The organism is Celeribacter baekdonensis B30, from assembly GCF_000299875.1.
Classification (GTDB): Bacteria; Pseudomonadota; Alphaproteobacteria; order Rhodobacterales; family Rhodobacteraceae; genus Celeribacter; species Celeribacter baekdonensis_A.
In genome coordinates, this window is the sequence record NZ_AMRK01000001.1 from 12,602 (window position 1) to 30,649 (window position 18,048).

The 18,048-nt window shown below is 57.3% G+C and carries 26 protein-coding genes; 6 read left to right on the forward strand and 20 right to left on the reverse strand.

Translation table 11 applies throughout. From position 1 onward, the window contains the following. Window positions 1-18: 18 nt before the first annotated feature. The 13 genes from recO to folK form a co-directional block, all read right to left on the reverse strand. Window positions 19-765 (reverse strand): DNA repair protein RecO, encoded by a 747-nt coding sequence (gene recO, locus B30_RS00070; protein WP_009569911.1) that lies wholly within the window; start codon window positions 763-765, stop codon window positions 19-21. 92 nt (window positions 766-857) lie between these two features. Then, a complete protein-coding gene (locus B30_RS00075) occupies window positions 858-1,190 on the reverse strand; it encodes a DUF1491 family protein (protein WP_009569912.1) in 333 nt (110 codons plus the stop codon). Beyond that, window positions 1,190-2,113, reverse strand: coding sequence for a GTPase Era (gene era / locus B30_RS00080; RefSeq protein ID WP_009569913.1), 924 nt, complete (start codon window positions 2,111-2,113; stop codon window positions 1,190-1,192). The genes B30_RS00075 and era overlap by 1 nt, the downstream gene beginning before the upstream one ends. A 1-nt stretch (window position 2,114) precedes the next feature. Beyond that, window positions 2,115-2,798: a ribonuclease III gene (rnc, locus tag B30_RS00085; protein WP_009569914.1), complete on the reverse strand. Its 684-nt coding sequence runs from the start codon at window positions 2,796-2,798 to the stop codon at window positions 2,115-2,117. Continuing rightward, the gene (lepB, locus tag B30_RS00090) at window positions 2,795-3,571 is read right to left on the reverse strand and encodes a signal peptidase I (protein WP_009569915.1); all 777 of its coding nucleotides are present in this window, start codon (window positions 3,569-3,571) and stop codon (window positions 2,795-2,797) included. Before lepB ends, rnc begins: the two co-directional genes overlap by 4 nt. A gap of 138 nt (window positions 3,572-3,709) precedes the next feature. Next, a complete protein-coding gene (gene acpS, locus B30_RS00095; protein ID WP_009569916.1) occupies window positions 3,710-4,114 on the reverse strand; it encodes a holo-ACP synthase in 405 nt (134 codons plus the stop codon). Beyond that, window positions 4,111-4,575, reverse strand: a complete 465-nt coding sequence (locus tag B30_RS00100) for a hypothetical protein (protein WP_009569917.1) — start codon at window positions 4,573-4,575, stop codon at window positions 4,111-4,113. Before B30_RS00100 ends, acpS begins: the two co-directional genes overlap by 4 nt. A 1-nt stretch (window position 4,576) precedes the next feature. Next, window positions 4,577-5,200, reverse strand: a complete 624-nt coding sequence (locus B30_RS00105) for a LysE family translocator (RefSeq protein ID WP_009569918.1) — start codon at window positions 5,198-5,200, stop codon at window positions 4,577-4,579. Next, on the reverse strand, window positions 5,197-5,958 hold the full coding sequence (locus tag B30_RS00110) for a pyridoxine 5'-phosphate synthase (RefSeq protein WP_009569919.1): 762 nt from the start codon (window positions 5,956-5,958) through the stop codon (window positions 5,197-5,199). Before B30_RS00110 ends, B30_RS00105 begins: the two co-directional genes overlap by 4 nt. A gap of 99 nt (window positions 5,959-6,057) precedes the next feature. Continuing rightward, window positions 6,058-6,714 (reverse strand): DUF2062 domain-containing protein, encoded by a 657-nt coding sequence (locus tag B30_RS00115; protein ID WP_009569920.1) that lies wholly within the window; start codon window positions 6,712-6,714, stop codon window positions 6,058-6,060. 24 nt (window positions 6,715-6,738) lie between these two features. Further along, a complete protein-coding gene (locus tag B30_RS00120; RefSeq protein WP_009569922.1) occupies window positions 6,739-8,856 on the reverse strand; it encodes a RelA/SpoT family protein in 2,118 nt (705 codons plus the stop codon). A 39-nt stretch (window positions 8,857-8,895) separates the two neighbouring features. Then, window positions 8,896-9,249: a DNA-directed RNA polymerase subunit omega gene (gene rpoZ / locus B30_RS00125; protein ID WP_009569925.1), complete on the reverse strand. Its 354-nt coding sequence runs from the start codon at window positions 9,247-9,249 to the stop codon at window positions 8,896-8,898. 82 nt (window positions 9,250-9,331) lie between these two features. Beyond that, window positions 9,332-9,910, reverse strand: coding sequence for a 2-amino-4-hydroxy-6-hydroxymethyldihydropteridine diphosphokinase (folK, locus tag B30_RS00130; protein ID WP_040401756.1), 579 nt, complete (start codon window positions 9,908-9,910; stop codon window positions 9,332-9,334). A 168-nt stretch (window positions 9,911-10,078) separates the two neighbouring features. Here folK and B30_RS00135 point away from each other — a divergent pair, with 168 nt between their 5' ends. The 5 genes from B30_RS00135 (at window position 10,079) to B30_RS00155 (ending at window position 13,497) form a co-directional block, all read left to right on the forward strand. Further along, entirely contained in the window at window positions 10,079-10,639 is a 561-nt protein-coding gene (locus B30_RS00135) for a LabA-like NYN domain-containing protein (protein WP_009569928.1), read from the forward strand. 142 nt (window positions 10,640-10,781) lie between these two features. Continuing rightward, window positions 10,782-11,732 carry a 4-hydroxy-3-methylbut-2-enyl diphosphate reductase gene (gene ispH, locus B30_RS00140; RefSeq protein WP_009569929.1) on the forward strand — a complete coding sequence of 317 codons (951 nt, stop codon included), beginning with the start codon at window positions 10,782-10,784 and terminating at the stop codon, window positions 11,730-11,732. Beyond that, window positions 11,729-12,340 (forward strand): LysE family translocator, encoded by a 612-nt coding sequence (locus tag B30_RS00145; RefSeq protein ID WP_009569930.1) that lies wholly within the window; start codon window positions 11,729-11,731, stop codon window positions 12,338-12,340. The genes ispH and B30_RS00145 overlap by 4 nt, the downstream gene beginning before the upstream one ends. Before the next feature lie 75 nt (window positions 12,341-12,415). Next, window positions 12,416-12,877, forward strand: coding sequence for a ribonuclease HI (gene rnhA / locus B30_RS00150; RefSeq protein WP_009569931.1), 462 nt, complete (start codon window positions 12,416-12,418; stop codon window positions 12,875-12,877). After that, window positions 12,874-13,497, forward strand: a complete 624-nt coding sequence (locus tag B30_RS00155; RefSeq protein ID WP_009569932.1) for a trimeric intracellular cation channel family protein — start codon at window positions 12,874-12,876, stop codon at window positions 13,495-13,497. The genes rnhA and B30_RS00155 overlap by 4 nt, the downstream gene beginning before the upstream one ends. Here the strand turns inward: B30_RS00155 and B30_RS22075 are convergent. From B30_RS22075 to def (B30_RS00180), 6 genes are read right to left on the reverse strand one after another with little or no spacing between them, the layout of a single operon-like run. Further along, entirely contained in the window at window positions 13,494-13,631 is a 138-nt protein-coding gene (locus B30_RS22075) for a hypothetical protein (RefSeq protein WP_157789767.1), read from the reverse strand. The genes B30_RS00155 and B30_RS22075 overlap by 4 nt on opposite strands. 9 nt (window positions 13,632-13,640) lie before the next feature. Continuing rightward, a complete protein-coding gene (locus tag B30_RS00160; RefSeq protein ID WP_009569933.1) occupies window positions 13,641-13,883 on the reverse strand; it encodes a hypothetical protein in 243 nt (80 codons plus the stop codon). A 9-nt stretch (window positions 13,884-13,892) separates the two neighbouring features. Then, on the reverse strand, window positions 13,893-14,798 hold the full coding sequence (gene fmt, locus B30_RS00165) for a methionyl-tRNA formyltransferase (protein WP_009569934.1): 906 nt from the start codon (window positions 14,796-14,798) through the stop codon (window positions 13,893-13,895). Continuing rightward, complete coding sequence (def, locus tag B30_RS00170) at window positions 14,795-15,298, reverse strand: peptide deformylase (protein WP_009569935.1); 504 nt, start codon at window positions 15,296-15,298, stop codon at window positions 14,795-14,797. The genes fmt and def (B30_RS00170) overlap by 4 nt, the downstream gene beginning before the upstream one ends. Beyond that, the gene (def, locus tag B30_RS00175; RefSeq protein ID WP_009569936.1) at window positions 15,295-15,786 is read right to left on the reverse strand and encodes a peptide deformylase; all 492 of its coding nucleotides are present in this window, start codon (window positions 15,784-15,786) and stop codon (window positions 15,295-15,297) included. Before def (B30_RS00175) ends, def (B30_RS00170) begins: the two co-directional genes overlap by 4 nt. Then, window positions 15,786-16,307, reverse strand: a complete 522-nt coding sequence (def, locus tag B30_RS00180; protein WP_040401757.1) for a peptide deformylase — start codon at window positions 16,305-16,307, stop codon at window positions 15,786-15,788. Before def (B30_RS00180) ends, def (B30_RS00175) begins: the two co-directional genes overlap by 1 nt. 135 nt (window positions 16,308-16,442) lie before the next feature. On the opposite strand from def (B30_RS00180), the gene B30_RS00185 reads away from it, so the two are divergent. Then, window positions 16,443-17,621 carry a MalY/PatB family protein gene (locus B30_RS00185; protein WP_009569938.1) on the forward strand — a complete coding sequence of 393 codons (1,179 nt, stop codon included), beginning with the start codon at window positions 16,443-16,445 and terminating at the stop codon, window positions 17,619-17,621. On the opposite strand, the gene B30_RS00190 is transcribed toward B30_RS00185, so the two are convergent. Beyond that, window positions 17,615-17,968: a hypothetical protein gene (locus tag B30_RS00190; RefSeq protein WP_009569939.1), complete on the reverse strand. Its 354-nt coding sequence runs from the start codon at window positions 17,966-17,968 to the stop codon at window positions 17,615-17,617. The two genes, B30_RS00185 and B30_RS00190, sit on opposite strands and share 7 nt — an antisense overlap. Window positions 17,969-18,048 lie beyond the last annotated feature (80 nt).

The following is an 18,048-nucleotide window of genomic DNA, read 5'->3' on the forward strand; positions in this document are numbered from 1 at the left end:
GCCCAGCGTGAAACAGCTTTAAAAAGGCGGTGCCTCCTGCGCCGCCTTTTTTGCAATCCGATCCAAAAACCGATCCCGCGCGGCGGGCATCGGTCGATCGGACAGCTCCGCCGCGATCCGGTTCAGAAAATGTCCGGTCGTGGTCAACCCTTGCGAAATTTCCGTGAAATTCAACGAGGATTGCCCCAACAAACATTGCGGCAACGGCAACATCCGGTCCGCCCACTCCCCCGCCCCCAAACGTGACACAGCGCGGCCAGATTTGGGTGAGACATAAATCAGATCCTCATGCGATCCCGTCACCGCACAGGCCGAGAGATCAAGGCCAAACCCTAGCTCTTCCAACAGTGACACCTCCCAATGCAGATAGGCCAAAGGCCACATCGGGTCCGTGCCGAGACGGTCCAAAAGCCGCATACTGTCGATGTAAAGATAGCCATGCGCCTCGCGTTCCGGCAAAACAAACGCCAACATCGCGGTGACCGCGTTGAGGGCTGCAAGCGCCAAAGGATCGTCCATCACGGCGGCGGCACGTCCCTTGACGGGTTCAAAGGTGAACGCACCCAGATGGTCCTCAAGCCGCGCTTTCCACGTCACGCTGACCTGCCCGCCGGGCTGCAGATGCGGCGTCATTTTGCGCGAAATGCCACCGCGCACGACCCCCGCTTGGCGACCGTGGTTCTCAGTGAACACCTCGACGATCACGGAGGTCTCGCCATGCTTGCGCACCGCCAAAACCGCCCCTTCATCGCGCCATTCAATCATGCGCGCGCCCCTGCTTCTTCTTGGTAAAAATACTCATGAAACCCTGCCCCGCAACATAGGCCGCGTCAATCAGACAGGCTCATCCTTGAGGCTCAATCGCTCAAACCGGGCTCGTCCAAAAGTGTGCGTCCCAGACGGTCCTCGACCTCGATGATCCAAAGGTCGGGGTCAAAACTGCGTTGTTTCATCAACGCCGCATCGACATCGCGTTCGTCGCCCTCGGACAGGACCGCCCAATCGCGGCGGTCCTCCATCAGGTTAAACTCGCGCTGAAACGCTTTGGCTTTGCCATCCAGCGTATTGAGCTTGATCATCACGGCCCCTGCGGTCAGGTCGCCCTTTTTCACCACAAACACCGGAATGTCGGCCAGGCGCAACCGCGTCAAATAGGCCGAAACCCAGACATCTGCGGTCAGTCGCGCCATCAGTTTCCGTCTTTGAAATCAAGACCCATCTCGCCGTAGCGTTCGGCCTCTTCCAACCAGTTCGGTCGCACTTTGACCTGCAAAAACAGGTGCACAGGCCGACCCAAAAACTCGGCCAACTCTTCCCGTGACGCGCGTGAAATCCGTTTGATCGTCTCACCCCGGTGGCCCAAAATAATGCCCTTGTGACCATCGCGGGACACATAGACGATCTGATCGACGCGCGCCGATCCGTCTTTGCGCTCTTCCCAAGCTTCGGTCTCGACCGTGAGCTGGTAGGGCAATTCCTGATGCAGATTCAACGTCAGTTTTTCGCGGGTGATTTCCGCCGCGATCATCCGCATCGGCAGATCGGCAATCTGATCTTCGGGGTAAAGCCATGGGCCGACGGGCAATTCTTTGGCCAACCATTTGCGCAGATCGTCAACACCCCGGCCCTTTTCGGCAGAGATCATAAAGGTCTCTACAAAATTGCGGCGTTCGTTCAAAACCTTGGTCATATCCAACAGCTTTTCGACCGGCACCATGTCGATCTTATTGATCGCCAAAGCGATCTTGCGCGGCGGGCCTTTGTATTGAGCGTCTTGTTCGTCAAGTGCGGCAAGGATAGCCTCGACGCCCTCGGTCAGGCCACGATGGGCCTCAACCAGCAACACAACCACATCGGCGTCCGCAGCCCCACCCCATGCGGCGGTGACCATGGCGCGGTCCAGACGGCGCTTGGGTTTAAAAATACCCGGCGTGTCGACGAAAACAATTTGCGCATCCCCCTCAATCGCCACGCCGCGAATGCGGGCACGAGTGGTTTGCACTTTGTGGGTGACGATGGACACTTTGGCCCCAACCATGCGGTTGAGAAGGGTCGATTTTCCGGCGTTCGGTTCGCCGATCAGAGCCACAAAGCCAGAACGTGTCTCAGCCATGTTATTTGGCCTCCAGTTTGGTCAAAAGCGCCTTGGCGACCGCTTGTTCGGCCTGACGTTTGGACGTTGCCTCGGATTGCGCCGTCTCACCGCTTTCCAGTGTCACTTCGATGGTGAACACGGGTGCATGATCAGGGCCTTTGCGAGAAATTTCGGTATATTTTGGCGGCTTCTGACCCCGCGCCTGGGCCCATTCCTGCAGCGCGGTCTTGGCGTCGCGCGCATCATGTTCAACCATATCGATCCGCGTGCTCCACAGCCGTCGCACAAGCGTCTTGGCCGCGGCAAAGCCACCATCACGATAGACGGCGGCAATCACTGCTTCCATCGCATCGGCCAAAAGTGCCTCTTTGCGGCGTCCGCCAGACATCATCTCGGACCGGCCCAGTTTGAGCACAGCCCCAAGATCAATCTCGCGCGCGACGTCGGCACAGGTTTCTTTGCGCACCAGTGCGTTGAAACGCGGTGCAAGTTGACCTTCGGACGCTTTGCGGTCGACCTCAAACAGTGCCTCCGCCATCACCAGCCCAAGCACCCGGTCGCCCAAAAATTCAAGCCGTTGGTTGTCGGGGCGGGTGACGGAAGAAATCGAACTGTGGGTCACGGCACGCATCAAAAGCTCGGGCTGAGAAAACTCATAGCCGAGGCGCTGTTGAAACGCTTGGAGTTCGGTCGAAATCTTCACTGAAGCCCCTTAAAGAAACGATCTTTGCGCCATGTCCAAAAATACACAAGGTGCTTGCCAGCCGAGGAAAAGATCACCCGATCCACCCGACCGAGCAGATATTCCGCAGGTACAAAACCCACACCCGATGGCTGTGCAATCCGGCTGTCGACGGAGTTGTCGCGGTTGTCACCCATAAAGAAATACTGACCTTCTGGAACCGTGTAGACCTTGGTGTTGTCCACGCCCGTGACGGCGGCATTGAGCACCGAATGCTGACGCCCGCCGGGCAGAGTTTCGATGAATTTCTCTTTGACGCAGTCGCCGCCAAGCCCCGGCGCCGGGTTGGCACAGCGCGGCGGGTTGCCTGCGGCACCTTGCGGCTCAAAGGTCTCGACAAACACACCATCGGGCGTTTGTACGGCCTCTTCGCCATTGATAAAGACCACACCGTCTTTCAGTTGAACCTGATCGCCGGGCAGGCCGATCAGACGTTTGACATAGGTGACATGTTTGGTCGGGTGTTCAAACACCACAATATCCCCGCGCTCCGGTTCGGTGAACAGGATGCGCCCGGACACCGGGCACATAAAAGCCATCGGACAGGACCATTTCGAATACCCATAGCTCATCTTATTGACGAACAAGAAATCGCCGATCAGCAACGTGTCTTTCATCGAACTGGAGGGGATGAAAAACGGCTGAAAAAAGAAAGTCCGAAAAATCCCCGCGATCAAAAGGGCGTAGACGATGGTTTTGATGGTTTCGACCACACTGTCTTTGGTGCTGCTCATCTGAATTCAGGTCCTTTGGGGGCGTTGGCGGGGATTTGGATACCGGTCCCCGGCTACATGGAAGGCGGCGCGATTGGAGTCAAGGCAAAGCCCCGTGAAACCCCCGCAATGAGTGGGATTTCGCGGCTTTTGAGACGCTCACAGCGCGGTCGGGCGCGCCTCGATCACCACAAAGGCCTGCGCCCAGGGGTGATCGTCGGTCAGCGTGACATGGATGATCGCCTCATGCCCTGGCGGGGTCATTGCCTCCAACCGCTCTTTGGCCCATCCGGTGACCTCCATCACCGGCTGGCCGGAGGCGAGGTTTTTGACCGCCATGTCTTTCCACGAAATTCCCATGGCAAGCCCCGTCCCCAAGGCTTTGGAACAGGCTTCTTTGGCGGCCCAGCGTTTGGCATAGGTGCCCGCAACGTCGCGACGACGTTCGGCTTTGTGTTGCTCCGCCTCCGTAAACACACGCTGTTTGAAACGATCTCCAAAGCGCGCCAAAGTGCCGGAAATACGATCAATATTGGCAAGGTCCGTACCGATGCCAAGGATCATTTGGGAGCCTCAAACAATGTCGCGATCTCGCCCGTGGCCTGATTCAGCGCAAAACTCAGGCGACCCATTTTGGCCGGGCCGTCCTTGGGATCATACAGGCGCGCGGGCATCATGAACAACAGCCCCGTTGAAGGCTCATAATCGGCCTCAAGGGCCGCAAAATCTAATGCTTCAAACCCGGAGCCTGCCGCATCTGCGGAAATGATCCGGCACTGCCGCCCGCCGACCTCGTCAAAGGGCGGCGACAGGACCAAAACGTGAAAGGCCGCAGCGGCGGGTTCAATCGTATCCAAAAGCGCCAGCCGCACCACACCATTGGCAAAGGTCCGGGTGTTTTCATCCCATGGCTCGACCACAGACGCCGCCGAGGCACGCCAGTCACAGGGCGTGACCTCCTGTGCCTGAGCCGTGAGCGGTAAGGTGGCGATGAAAAGCGCGAAGACCCCTCGAAGACCCATCATATCATACCACTTTCGCTGTCAAAACTTTGAGGGCGGCAAAGCCGAAAAGAGCCGCAAACGCCCCCTCAAACACACGATGAAGGCGCAAATAGCCCCGCGCGATGAAGCGGGTCGAAAACGCAAAGGCCATCGTGGACATGACCGTGAACGACACCGCCAGACAGGATGCGCCGACTTGCAAAAGCGCGATGGGTTCTGCGCCTTCGGGGATCACCACCGCGAACAACGCGCCCCAAAACAGGATCGCTTTCGGGTTCATGACGTGGATGGTCAGGCCTTTGAGAAAGGACACGCGCAGTGGCTCGTTGACGGCGCGCACCTTGGCTTCTCCCTTTGCCATCGCGGCCCGCGCCGATTTGATGGCAAGCACCAAAAGATATCCGGCTCCAATATAGCGCAGCGCGTCGAGCACCCAGGCATGGGCCATCATCGCGGCGCCAAGGCCAAAGCCCGCAAGCAGGGCCCAAAACACCGATCCGCACCACACGCCGGTGGACACGGCAAACCCATTGGCGCGCCCACCACCCATGGCGGCCCCGACGATGGCCAAGATCGCCGGACCCGGAGAGCCAACGGCAATCGCCCAGCCCAGCAAAATCGGCCAGAGGTCAGAAAACGGGATCACGCAGATGCCTCAGCACGCGCCGCATCCATCAGCCGCCGCATCTCGGCAATCGCCGGTTTGATACCGCGAAAAATCGCCTCGCCGATAAGGAAATGACCGATGTTCAGTTCAACAATCTGTGGCAAAGCGGCAATCGGAGCAACGGTGTCATAAGTCAAACCGTGGCCCGCATGGACTTCCAGACCCAAATCCGTCGCAAACGCGGCCATCTCGGTGAGGCGTTTCAGTTCCTCGTCACGCGCCGCAAAATCGCCCTCGGCGTGGAAATCGCAATAGGCCCCGGTGTGCAGTTCGACCACGGCGGCCCCGATCCGATGCGCAGCTTCGATTTGGCGTTTGTCCGCCGCGATAAAGATCGACACACGACAGCCCGCCTCCCGCAAAGGCGCAATGAAATGCGCCAGTTTGTTCTCTTCGCGCGCGACTTCAAGCCCGCCTTCGGTGGTCCGTTCTTCACGCTTTTCGGGCACGATACAGACCGCATGTGGTTTATGGCGCAGTGCAATGGATTGCATCTCATCGGTCGCGGCCATTTCGAAATTCAGTGGCACAGAGAGCGCGGCAACAAGGCGTTCGATGTCATCGTCTGTGATATGACGGCGGTCTTCGCGCAGATGCGCCGTGATCCCGTCGGCGCCCGCCTCTTCGGCCAATTTAGCCGCTCGGATCGGGTCCGGGTAAGCCGAGCCACGCGCATTGCGCACGGTGGCAACGTGGTCGATGTTCATCCCAAGACGCAGCACGCTTGTCGCAGTCATATTCAGTGTCCTTGACGCTTTATTCGGTTTGCGGCCGACAATACCGCGCCTGCGTCGAAAGAAAACCGCGAATTCTTGATCCGACCGATCACATCCTGTTCACACCTGATTGGGCGGAACCTTTTTGGCGGCGGCTTTTTTGCGACGGAGTTCCTCAAGCTTGGCTTTCAAGCGCCCGCGGCGGCTTTTCTGATACGCGGCAATCATTGGCAAAGTGACGTAATAGGCCGCCAAGCCCGCGACGATCCCCGGCAAAATCCCCCCGACCAGATAGGGCAGGAAAATCTCGTGAAAAAACCGGATGAGCGCATCCCAATTGGTGTCACGCTCTGTGAACAATGCCAAAAAGTTTTGCCAGAAATCATCAGCAGCATCAAAGAACTTGCCCACCAATGAGCGCTCTGCCTCATGATTAAACCGCGTGCCCAAAATGAAATGCCCCATCTTCATCGAGATCACGCCAATCGGAACATAGGTCAACGGATTGCCGACAAAAGTGGCAAGCAAGGCAGCAATCACATTGCCACGGGTGAGTTTGGCAATGGCGTAGGCAATGAAAAAGTGAAATCCAAACAAAGGGGTGAACACGGTAAACACCCCCGCAAACACGCCACGCGCGATTTTATGCGGCGTGTCTGGCAGGCGGTGCAGACGATGTTGAAGATAGCGCGCCGCGCGCGACCAACCACCTTTCGGCCAGATCACCTGCGACAGCCATTTCAATGGCGTCAGTTTTTCCCGGCGCTTGAAGACCACATCATCCCCCGTGGATCTCGTGTTTTAGGGCTTTCTGGTCAAATCCCTGTACCGCCGAACGCGCGCGACGTCGCTTTCGGCCTCAAGTGCAAGCATAACAGCATGAAGATGTTCTACATCTCGCAGATCGACATCTACAATCAAACGGTAAAAGTCCGGTTTGCGATCAACAAATTGCAAATCAGAGATATTGGCCTTTTGTTCGGCGATTAAGGTACAAATTCTGCCCAAAACGCCCGTGTCATTCGAAATCGTGATGTCGAGCGACACTGTATGTTCGGCGGCGTGAGGGCCAGCGTGCCATTGCAAATCCACCCAACGCCCGGTTTCCGCCTCAAGCTCCTCAAGAGCCGGACAATCAATCGCGTGAATCACCACGCCCTTGCCGCGATAGGTGATGCCAACAATGCGCTCACCGGGCACCGGTTGGCAGCATCGCGCACGATTGTAGCTTTCGCCCTCGGACAAGCCCAGAACCGCGCGTTTGGAATCAATCGCGCCGCTGGTGCGCACCAATTCCGGATAAACAGCGCGAACCACATCGGAGGCGGCCAATTCGGCCGAGCCCAGCCGCGCCAATAGTTCTTGGGCGCTCACCAGAGACATTTGTTTGGCCGCCGTCGCCAATGCCTTTTCCGAGGATTTTTTGCCGACATGATCGAAAGCGACGCGCGCCAATTCCCGGCCCAGTTTGATAAACCGCTCGCGATCCTCTTCGCGCAGGGATTTGCGGATCGCGGCCTTGGCGCGTCCGGTCACAACGATGTCGATCCACGTCGCTTGTGGGCGCTGCCCTTCGGCAGTGAGAATTTCGACCGACTGGCCGTTTTTCAACCGGGTCCAAAGCGGCACACGGATGCCGTCCACTTTAGCGCCAACGCAGCTGTTCCCGATCCGGGTGTGGATCGCATAGGCATAATCCAAAGGCGTTGCGCCTTTCGGCAAGGACACAACCTCGCCTTTGGGCGTAAAGGTGAACACCTTGTCCGAGTACATTTCGAGTTTGACGTGTTCGAGAAACTCGGAATGATCCTCAGCGTTTTCAAACCGTTCGGTGAGCTGCGCCAGCCATTTGGCCGGATCAACCGCAAACGGGTTCTTGGCGCGCACACCGTCGCGATATGACCAATGCGCCGCCACGCCAGACTCAGCCACTTCGTGCATTTGCCGGGTGCGAATTTGCACCTCGACCCGCTTGCCATCGCGGCCCGACACGGTGGTGTGGATCGACCGATAACCGTTGGATTTCGGCTGCGAGATATAGTCTTTGAATCGGGTCGGCACGGCGCGCCAGCGTTGGTGGATCACCCCCAAAACGCGGTAGCAATCGCCCTCGGAGCGGGTGATGACACGAAAGCCGTAAATGTCTGACAGACGGGAGAAACTTTGTTGTTTCTCCTCCATTTTACGCCAGATCGAATAGGGTTTTTTGGCGCGACCAAACACATCCGCCTCAATGCCCTCTTTTTCAAGTTCGGCGCGAATGTCGTTGGTGATCTTATGGATCACATCACCGGTCTCGCGTTGCAACGTGATAAAGCGACGGATGATCGAATTGCGCGCCTCGGGATTGATCACCCGAAAACTGAGATCTTCCAATTCTTCGCGCATCCATTGCATGCCCATCCGACCGGCAAGCGGCGCAAAGATGTCCATGGTTTCGCGCGCTTTTTGCAGCTGCTTTTCCGGGCGCATGGACTTGATCGTACGCATGTTGTGCAGACGGTCGGCGAGTTTGACCAAAATGACGCGCAAGTCTTTCGACATCGCCATAAACAGTTTACGAAAGTTTTCCGCCTGTTTGGTCTCGGAACTCGACAGTTGCAGATTGGTGAGCTTCGTCACCCCATCGACCAGCTCGGCCACATCGGTGCCGAATTTGCGCTCGACCTCGCTATAGGTCGATTTCGTGTCCTCGATCGTGTCATGCAACAGGGCGGTGATGATAGTGGCATCATCAAGCGCCTGTTCGGTCAGGATCGCGGCAACGGCAACGGGATGAGTGAAATACGGCTCGCCCGAGCGGCGAAACTGCCCCTCGTGCATCTCCCGCCCGTAGGCATAAGCCTCGCGGATGAGATTGGCGTTTGTCTTTGGGTTGTAGTTGCGGACCAGGGCGATCAGGTCTTCGACGTCGATCATTTCGGTCCGCAAACTCCTTTGAGGGGCGCCATGGCGCCCTTAGTTTTGGCCCTGAGCTTCCATCAAGGCGCGCAGGAGTTTCTCTTCGGACATGTCGTCTTCGACCGGCTTGTCCTGTTCCTGGCCCATGAGCAGAGCCATTTGATCGTCTTCCGGCTCGTCGACCTCGATCTGGGTCTGTTGGCTTTCGATCATCCGCTCGCGCAGCGCGTCGGCGGACTGAGTTTCCTCAGCAATCTCACGCAAAGCCACAACCGGATTCTTGTCGTTGTCACGATCCACGGTCAGTGCAGAGCCCGCCGCAACCTCACGCGCACGGTGAGCCGCAAGCATCACAAGCTCGAAACGGTTCGGGACTTTGTCGACGCAATCTTCAACTGTGACGCGGGCCATGTGGATCTCCAATCGTTGGACGGATGGGGTACAAAGGCCCTATTTAGGCGCAAGGCGTCCCATTGACAAGCGCCCTCTCCCCTTAATTCACGGGGATTTCAAGACCCGATTGCGCTTTTATCTCGGATTTATCCACATCAGGCAGGGCGTCGACCATCTCTTGTACGGTTTTGCCAAGCAACGGATGAACCCAATCAGGTGCCAGATCGGCAAAGGGAATCAGCATAAATGCCCGATCTTGGATACGCGGGTGCGGCAGGATCAATGTCTCAGGCGCTTGTGTGGTCTGCGCGCTCATCGGCAAATCCATCCAGGCCTGGACAGTTTTTGCATTGGGGCGCACTTCGCCCTCCATCGCCATCAGATCAAGATCAATCGACCGCCCCGCCCAGCGCGTTTTGCGCACCCGGCCATGCCGGGCCTCGATATCATGCAACAGGCTCAATACCGCTTCGGGGGTTAGCTCAGTCTCGACTTCAACCGCGAAATTGATATAGGCTGGACCAGCACCAACAGGAAAACACGGCGTTTCAAAAACACGACTCGCCCTCCTGACAGTCACCCCCATGTCGCGCAGGTCCTGCACCGCCGCGAACAGCGTTTCGACCGGTTCGCCCGTTTCCGTGGGCAAATTGGCCCCAAATGCAACCCATGCGCGCATTTTCGCGCATTTTTCATCAACGCCTCGCGACACGATCGCCTCCACCCTATATTTTTAGACAAGTTCATATTTGATGCGTTTCGTACTACTGACAGCTCCAGAAAGCCACGAACACTTGGTCACCCATTCGGGAAGGCCCAACAAAAAACAACCCAAAAGGACCTTTTGATGTTTTACAAAGATGAACGGCTTGCCTTGTTCATCGATGGATCGAACCTCTATGCGGCCGCCAAGTCGCTGGGTTTCGATATCGATTACAAACTTCTCCGACAGGAATTCATGCGCCGCGGCAAACTTTTGCGTGCGTTTTATTACACCGCCCTGCTCGAAAACGATGAATATTCTCCGATCCGCCCGCTGGTTGATTGGCTGAATTACAACGGCTTCACGATGGTGACCAAACCCGCCAAGGAATTCACCGATTCCATGGGTCGCCGCAAGATCAAGGGCAATATGGACATCGAATTGACCGTTGATGCCATGGAACTTGCGCCCCGGATTGATCACATTGTGATTTTCTCCGGCGATGGCGATTTCCGCCCGCTGGTCGAAAGCCTGCAACGTCAAGGCGTGCGCGTCTCCGTGGTCTCGACCATTCGCTCGCAACCACCGATGATTGCCGACGAACTGCGCCGTCAGGCCGATAATTTCATCGAACTTGAAGAGCTGCGCAATGTGATCGGTCGCCCCGCACGCGAGCCGCGCGAAGACGATGCCTTCGACGAATAAGCCTGCTGATTACAGCATCACACGGATCATGGCCCGGACAGATGTTCGGGCCATTTTTGTTGAGACAATCGGCAACTGAGCGCCCCGAAACATTGCACCCGCACCCATTTCGCCCTACCTCTTGTGACAACAGGAGCGCGCCATGACCAAACCCTCTTTGACCCTTTACCTTGCAGCCCCCCGCGGCTTTTGCGCCGGTGTAGATCGCGCCATCAAGATCGTTGAACTGGCGATTGAAAAATGGGGCGCGCCCGTCTATGTGCGCCACGAGATCGTTCACAACAAATTCGTCGTGGATAGCCTGCGCGACAAAGGAGCCGTGTTTGTCGAAGAGTTGGACGATTGCCCCGATGATCGCCCGGTGATTTTTTCGGCCCATGGTGTGCCGAAAGCCGTGCCCGCCGAGGCCGCCAAACGCGAGATGGTCTATGTCGATGCCACCTGTCCGCTGGTGTCCAAAGTGCATATCGAGGCCGAGCGTCATTTCGAGGCCGGACTTCAGATGGTGATGATTGGCCACGCGGGTCATCCGGAAACCATCGGCACCATGGGGCAATTGCCCGTGGGCGAGGTGCTTTTGGTCGAAACGCCGGGGGATGTCGCCGGGCTTTCTGTGCGTGATCCTGAAAAACTGGCCTTTATCACCCAGACCACATTGTCGGTCGATGACACTGTGGATGTGATCGCCGCCCTGCGCGCGCGGTTTCCGAACATCATCGGCCCGCACAAAGAAGACATCTGCTACGCCACAACCAACCGGCAAGCGGCGGTCAAAGCCATCTCATCACATATAGACGCTCTTTTGGTCATTGGTGCGCCTAATAGTTCAAATAGCAAACGTTTGGTCGAAGTCGGATCGGCCAATGGCTGTGCCTATTCTCAGCTTGTCCAACGTGCCACCGAGATTGATTGGCGCGCCTTGGCAGGTATCCAATCCGTCGGCATCACCGCCGGTGCCTCCGCGCCTGAGCTATTGGTCAATGAGGTGATCGACGCCTTCAAAGCCCGCTATGATGTCACCGTCGAATTGGTCGAAACCGCGCAGGAAAACGTCGAATTCAAAGTGCCGCGTATTTTAAGGGAACCCGCATGAGCCTCGAATTTCTTCTGACCGCATGTATCGTCTGTCTGGCTCCGGGGATTGGGGTCATCTTTACCCTGTCCACCACATTGGGGCGCGGTCTCATCGCTGGGCTTTGGGCCATTGTCGGGTGCACCCTTGCCACCGTGTTACATCTTGGCTTTGCAATGGCCGGACTCGCGGCGGTGTTGCAAACTTCCGCTGTGTTGTTTGCGGCGATCAAATACGCTGGTGTGGCCTATCTGCTCTACATGGCTTGGGGCACATTGAAAGGCAGTGGCTCCCTTGCTATCTCGCCCGAACACCGGGTCCAATCGCCTTTTGCCCTGATCAAACGTGGGATTTTTCTGAACCTGCTCAACCCGAAACTGCCGATGTTTTTCGTCGCCTTTCTGCCGCAGTTTATTCCGGCAAACGCCGCTCATCCGACGGCGCTTTTGGTCCAACTGGGTCTCGGCTTTGTCGCGATGACATTTTCCGTATTCGTTTTATACGCACTCGCCGCAGGCTGGCTGCGTGCGCGCGTGGTTGAAAGCGAACCCGCCATGACATGGATGCGCCGAGCCTTTGCCGCCTCTTTCGCAGGGCTTGGGCTTAAACTGGCGCTTGAGCGAGCATGATCCCACCTCGCTGCGCGTGTGGTGTCGAACAAAAGCTTGACGCCAGCCCCTTACTCTTTATCAGGCGCTCCTATCATGGCTAGATTTTATGCATATACTGACGGGGCCTGCTCCGGAAATCCCGGTCCAGGCGGCTGGGGTGCTTTGCTTTTGGCGAAAGAGGGCGACACCGTTCTCAAGGAGCGCGCATTGTGCGGCGGCGAAGCGGATACAACCAACAACCGGATGGAGCTTTTGGCCGCCATCACCGCTTTGGAAACACTCGAACGCCCTTCCGAGATCACCGTCATCACCGATTCTGCCTATGTCAAAAATGGCGTAACGGGTTGGATTCATGGCTGGAAGCGCAACGGTTGGAAAACCGCAAACAAAAAGCCGGTGAAAAACGTCGATCTGTGGCAGCGCATTGATGAGGCGCAAAAGCGGCACAACGTGATCTGGGAATGGGTCAAAGGCCACGCGGGCCATCCCGAAAATGAACGCGCGGACGAATTGGCCCGCACCGGGATGGCCCCGTTTAAGAAAGCCGCGACATGAGCGTGCTCTCGGCGCTCGATTATACTGCTGTGATCGTTTTTGCGATTTCTGGCGCTTTGGCCGCCTCTCGCGCCCAGCTCGACATCGTCGGCTTTGCCTTTGTCGCCTGTTTGACGGCGGTCGGCGGCGGCACAATCCGCGATGTGCTGCTCAATCGCGATGCGGTCTTTTGGATCTCCGATCCAACCTACATCCTGATCGCGACATTGATCGCCACCATTGTGTTTTTCACCGCGCATCTGTTTGAAAGCCGTCTCAAAGCCCTGATGTGGGCGGATGCGATTGCCCTTGGCGTCGCCGTCGCGGCGGGGGCGGGTGTGGCGCTCAAACTGGGCCAACCGCCGGTGATCATTGCGCTGATGGGCGTGGCAACCGGGTGTTTTGGCGGTTTGATGCGCGATGTGGTCTGTAACGAAGTGCCGTTGATTTTGACCCAAGGCGAACTTTACGCCTCAGCGGCTTTGGCTGGGGCGATCGCGATGATCACCGCATCTTATTTGGATTTTACGCCAATTTATTCCTATATTTCATGTGCCGTTTTGACGTTCGGCCTGCGCGCCGGGAGTCTGATCTTTGGCTGGTCTCTGCCCGTTTACAAGTCGCGCCCGCCGCGTTTCTAAACCTTGATGTACCACGTTGCCGCAATGCCGATGCAGCAGACGACAAACCACCCGCCGGGGCGGAACATCAGCCAAAGACAGAGGCCAAACAACAGCCGAACCACCATTCCCGGAAGTGCCAAAAGCCCAAACATGCAACCCTCCTAACGTCGCTTGCGCCAATGGGTCGGCACAATGATCAGCGCGCCGAGTGAGGAGACGATGGCATTCACACCAGGCGGGTTCAACCCGATGCCGAACATCAGTTTGAGGAAATAGGCCAAAAACGCGCCACCAATGCAGATGATGATCGAAGGCAAATAGCCATTACTGGTAAATCCTGTTTTTTCAACGGCATAACCAACGATACCGGCGATAAACACTGTGCCGATCAGAACTGGAAACATCGGGTGACCTCACGCAAAACGGCTGCCTTTGGGGACATCCATCCCCTTTAGAATTTCGCTGACAGCCATAGCACGTTTTCCCTCGCGCTGCGCGGTGAGAATTTCGACGCTGCCGTCACCACAGGCAATGGTAAACGTGCCCATCACCTCACCGGGTTGACCCGCCCCATCGACCAGACGCGAGGAAAGAAATTTGATCCGCTCGCCTTGGTAGTCCGCCCAAGCGCCGGGAAAGGGCGACAGCCCGCGAATTTGGCGGTCAATCTCGGTGGCCGAACGAGTCCAGTCTATTTTAGCCTCGGATTTGTCGATCTTTTTGGCGTAGGTCACGCCCTCTTCTGGCTGCGGCACTGCGGTCAAATCGGCCAGCGTTGACAGCGCCTCAACAATCGCAGCCGCGCCCATTTTCGAGAGACGATCATGCAAACTCGCCGTGGTATCCTCCGCCGAGATCAAAGTTTCACGGCGCAAGAGCACGGGGCCGGTGTCGAGTCCTGCCTCCATCTGCATGATGCACACGCCAGTCTCGGCATCGCCTTCCAAAATTGCGCGGTGGATCGGCGCGGCCCCGCGCCACCGCGGCAGGAGCGAGGCGTGGATATTCAGGCAGCCCAGTTTCGGCGCGTCCAAAATGCTCTGCGGCAGCAACAGCCCATAAGCCACGACCACGGCAACCTCGGCATTGAGCGCGACAAATTCGGCGACGTCTTCGGGGTTTTTGAAATTAACCGGATGACGGACCGGCAGGCCCATCGCTTCGGCGCGGGCCTGAACCGGGGTTGGCCGATCCTTCTTGCCCCGCCCCGCCGGACGCGGAGGCTGGCAATAGACGCACGCAATCTCATGACCTGCGTCCACAAGCGCCTCAAGCACTGGCACCGAAAACTCCGGCGACCCCATAAAGATCACCCTCATTTCATCGCCCCCGCTTTTTTCGCCTTTTTCAAAAACATCTGACGTTTCACCGGTTTGAGATGATCGAAATACATTTTGCCGTTCAGGTGGTCGATCTGATGCTGCACCGAGGTGGCCCAAAGATGCACAAAATCGCGCTCCTCGATCTCTCCCGCCTCATTAAGAAACTGCACTGTAACCGCCCGCGGGCGAGTGATGACAGCAGACATGCCCGGCAGGTTGGGCGAGGCTTCTTCGTGATCACGCGGCTGTACCGAGGCATGGAGCACCTTGGGGTTGGCCATGCGCACAGCCTTGCCGCGCTCATCCGAACAATCGACCACAGCGAGTTGCATCATCACACCGATTTGCGGTCCGGCAAGCCCGTATCCCGGCATCGCATCCATGGTCTCAATCATGTCGTCCCAGATCGCGCGGATCTCGTCGGTGATTTCGGTCACAGACGGCACCACGGTTTTCAGGCGCTTGTCGGGATAGGGGATAAACGGGCGCTGAGTCATTGATATGCGGCCTCCAAATGGGCGCGGGCTTTGGCATCGAGGCGGTCAAAATGCACGCGGCCATTGAGGTGATCGAATTCGTGTTGGGCGATGCGGGCCTCTGCCCCGTCCATCTCGCGGACATGTGTCTCGCCGTCCAAATCCACCCAACGGATCGTGATTCGAGTGGGTCGGGTCACGGGCGCTTCCACACCGGGAATGGACAGGCAGACCTCATCCATTTCGACGCGCTCATCAGAGTGAGACAGGATTTCGGGATTGATCATCACGAGGGGCGATTTGACCCCCTCTTTCCACGTCGCATCCATGACAAACAACCGCAGCATCGCGCCGACTTGCGGCCCCGCCAAACCGCGTCCCGGAGCGGCATACATGGTGTCAAACATATCCGCGACCAGCTTGCGAATCGTGTCCGTGATCTGATCCACCGGGGCACAGAGCGTACTCAGCCGTGCATCCGGCCAAAGCAAAATCTCCAAAACGGCCATCAGGCCCGCGTCCGATCACGTTTGAGTTTTTGCATTTTGCGGGTGATCATCTGGCGCTTGAGCGGCTTGAGATAATCAATGAACAAAATACCGTCGAGGTGGTCGATTTCATGCTGCACACAGGTGGCCCACAGCGCATCGAATTCCTCTTCATGCGCTTTGCCTTCGACATCAAGCCAACTCACCCGCACCATTTTGGGCCGTTCCACATCGGCATATTGACCGGGGATCGACAGGCAGCCCTCTTCATAGACGTTCTTCTCGTCGCTCGACCAGGTCACCGCCGGATTCACCATAACCATCGGTTCCGGTGTGCCACTGGCCTCTTTGACGCAATCCATCACCAACATGCGCTTGGTCAAACCAACCTGTGGCGCGGCAAGGCCAATACCCGGCGCCTCATACATGGTCTGTAACATATCGTCGGCAAACCGAGCCAAGTCGCGGTCGAACTCGGTCACAGGGTCACAAACCTTTTTCAGGCGCGGGTCGGGGTGGATGAGGATCGGTTTCAGGGTCATGAATATGCATTTAGTCAAACCGCGCCCCCCGCGCAACTCCCCGCCATCAAAGAGCGCAACGCCCTTGATCAAGAATTGTGGTTTCCCTTCCCCACTCGTGCTGATTACCCTGACCGCAACAAATGAGGAGCCCCCATGACCCAGCCATTTTTTGATGACGTGATCCCCCGTTTTGGCACCCATTGTTCGAAATGGGACATGATGGAGCCGCTCTACGGTGTGCCGAAAGAAGACGGGATTGCGATGTGGGTGGCCGACATGGATTTCCGCCCGCCCGCCTGTGTACAAAAGGCGGTGGAAAAAATGGCCGCCCATGGCATTTACGGCTATTTCGGTGATGACAGCGACTACCGCGCTGCCATTGGGTGGTGGATGAAAAACCGCCATGGCTGGGACATTGAGCCCAATTGGATTTTTACCACCCATGGTTTGGTCAATGGCACCGGGCTTTGCGTTGATACCTTCACCCAACCCGGCGATGGTGTGGTCTTGATGACGCCCGTGTATCACGCCTTTGCCCGCGTGATCAAAGCCGCCGGACGCGAGGTTGTTGAATGTGAATTGGCGCTGAATGAGGGCCGCTATACCCTCGATTTCGACGCTTGGGATGCGCAGATGACGGGTCGCGAGACCATGTTGGTGTTGTGCTCACCGCACAATCCGGGCGGTCGTGTTTGGACCCGCGCCGAGTTGGAAGGAGTCGCAGAGTTTTGCAAACGCCATGATTTGATCCTTGTCTCAGACGAGATTCACCACGATCTGGTCATGCCCGGCCAGACGCATACGCCGATGGCGTTGATCAACGGGATTTCGGATCGTTTGGTGATGATGACGGCGACGACCAAGACGTTTAACATCGCGGGCACGCATTCGGGCAATGTGATCATCCCCGATCCCACCTTGCGCGCGCGCTTTGCGGCCCGCATGACCGGGCTTGGCATTTCACCCAACTCTTTTGGCTTGGAAATGGCCACCGCCGCCTATTCGCCCGAAGGGGCGGCGTGGGTTGACGCGCTGGTGGATTATTTGGACGGCAACCGTGCGATCTTCGATGCAGCTCTCGCCACGATCCCCGGTCTGGCCTCGATGCCACTCGAAGCAACCTATCTGGCTTGGGTGGATTTTTCCGGCACCGGCATGAGCCGCGAAGAGTTCACCGCGCGGGTCGAAAAATCCGCCCGCATTGCGCCCAACCATGGCCCAACCTTTGGCAAAGGCGGTGAAACCTTTCTACGCTTCAATTTGGCCACGCCGCGCAGCATTGTCGAAACCGCCTGTGCCCGTTTGACCGAGGCCTTCAGCGATCTTCAGTGAAAATTCGGCAAAAGCGCGACCGGGGCGTCATCGGCCCGGTCGTAATCCAAAGGCGGCTTGTCGGTCGCAGGTGTCGCGCGTTTAAAATCAAAACTCATCTCTTGACCGTCTTCCTGTGCGGCCACGATCAGTGCCTGATAGAGGTGCTTTGTACCGTCATACACGTCCACAAGCCCCCGCAAATGCGTGGAATTTTCACGATCTAGCGCAAACCCCGTTTCCCAAGAGCGCAGGATCGGATAACTCGCGTCCCCCACACGCACGCGCAAACGAGAGCGGCGTTTCAGCTTGGCCTTGCGCGCCTGCTCTAAGCCTTCAAGGACTTCTTTGGGCAGAAAATCAGACATCTCGGGCCTCCCAGGCATTTCACCGATTGAGTGATATGCCAATGATGGCCCAAGTTTGGTTTCGGTCAAGTTAACCGTAA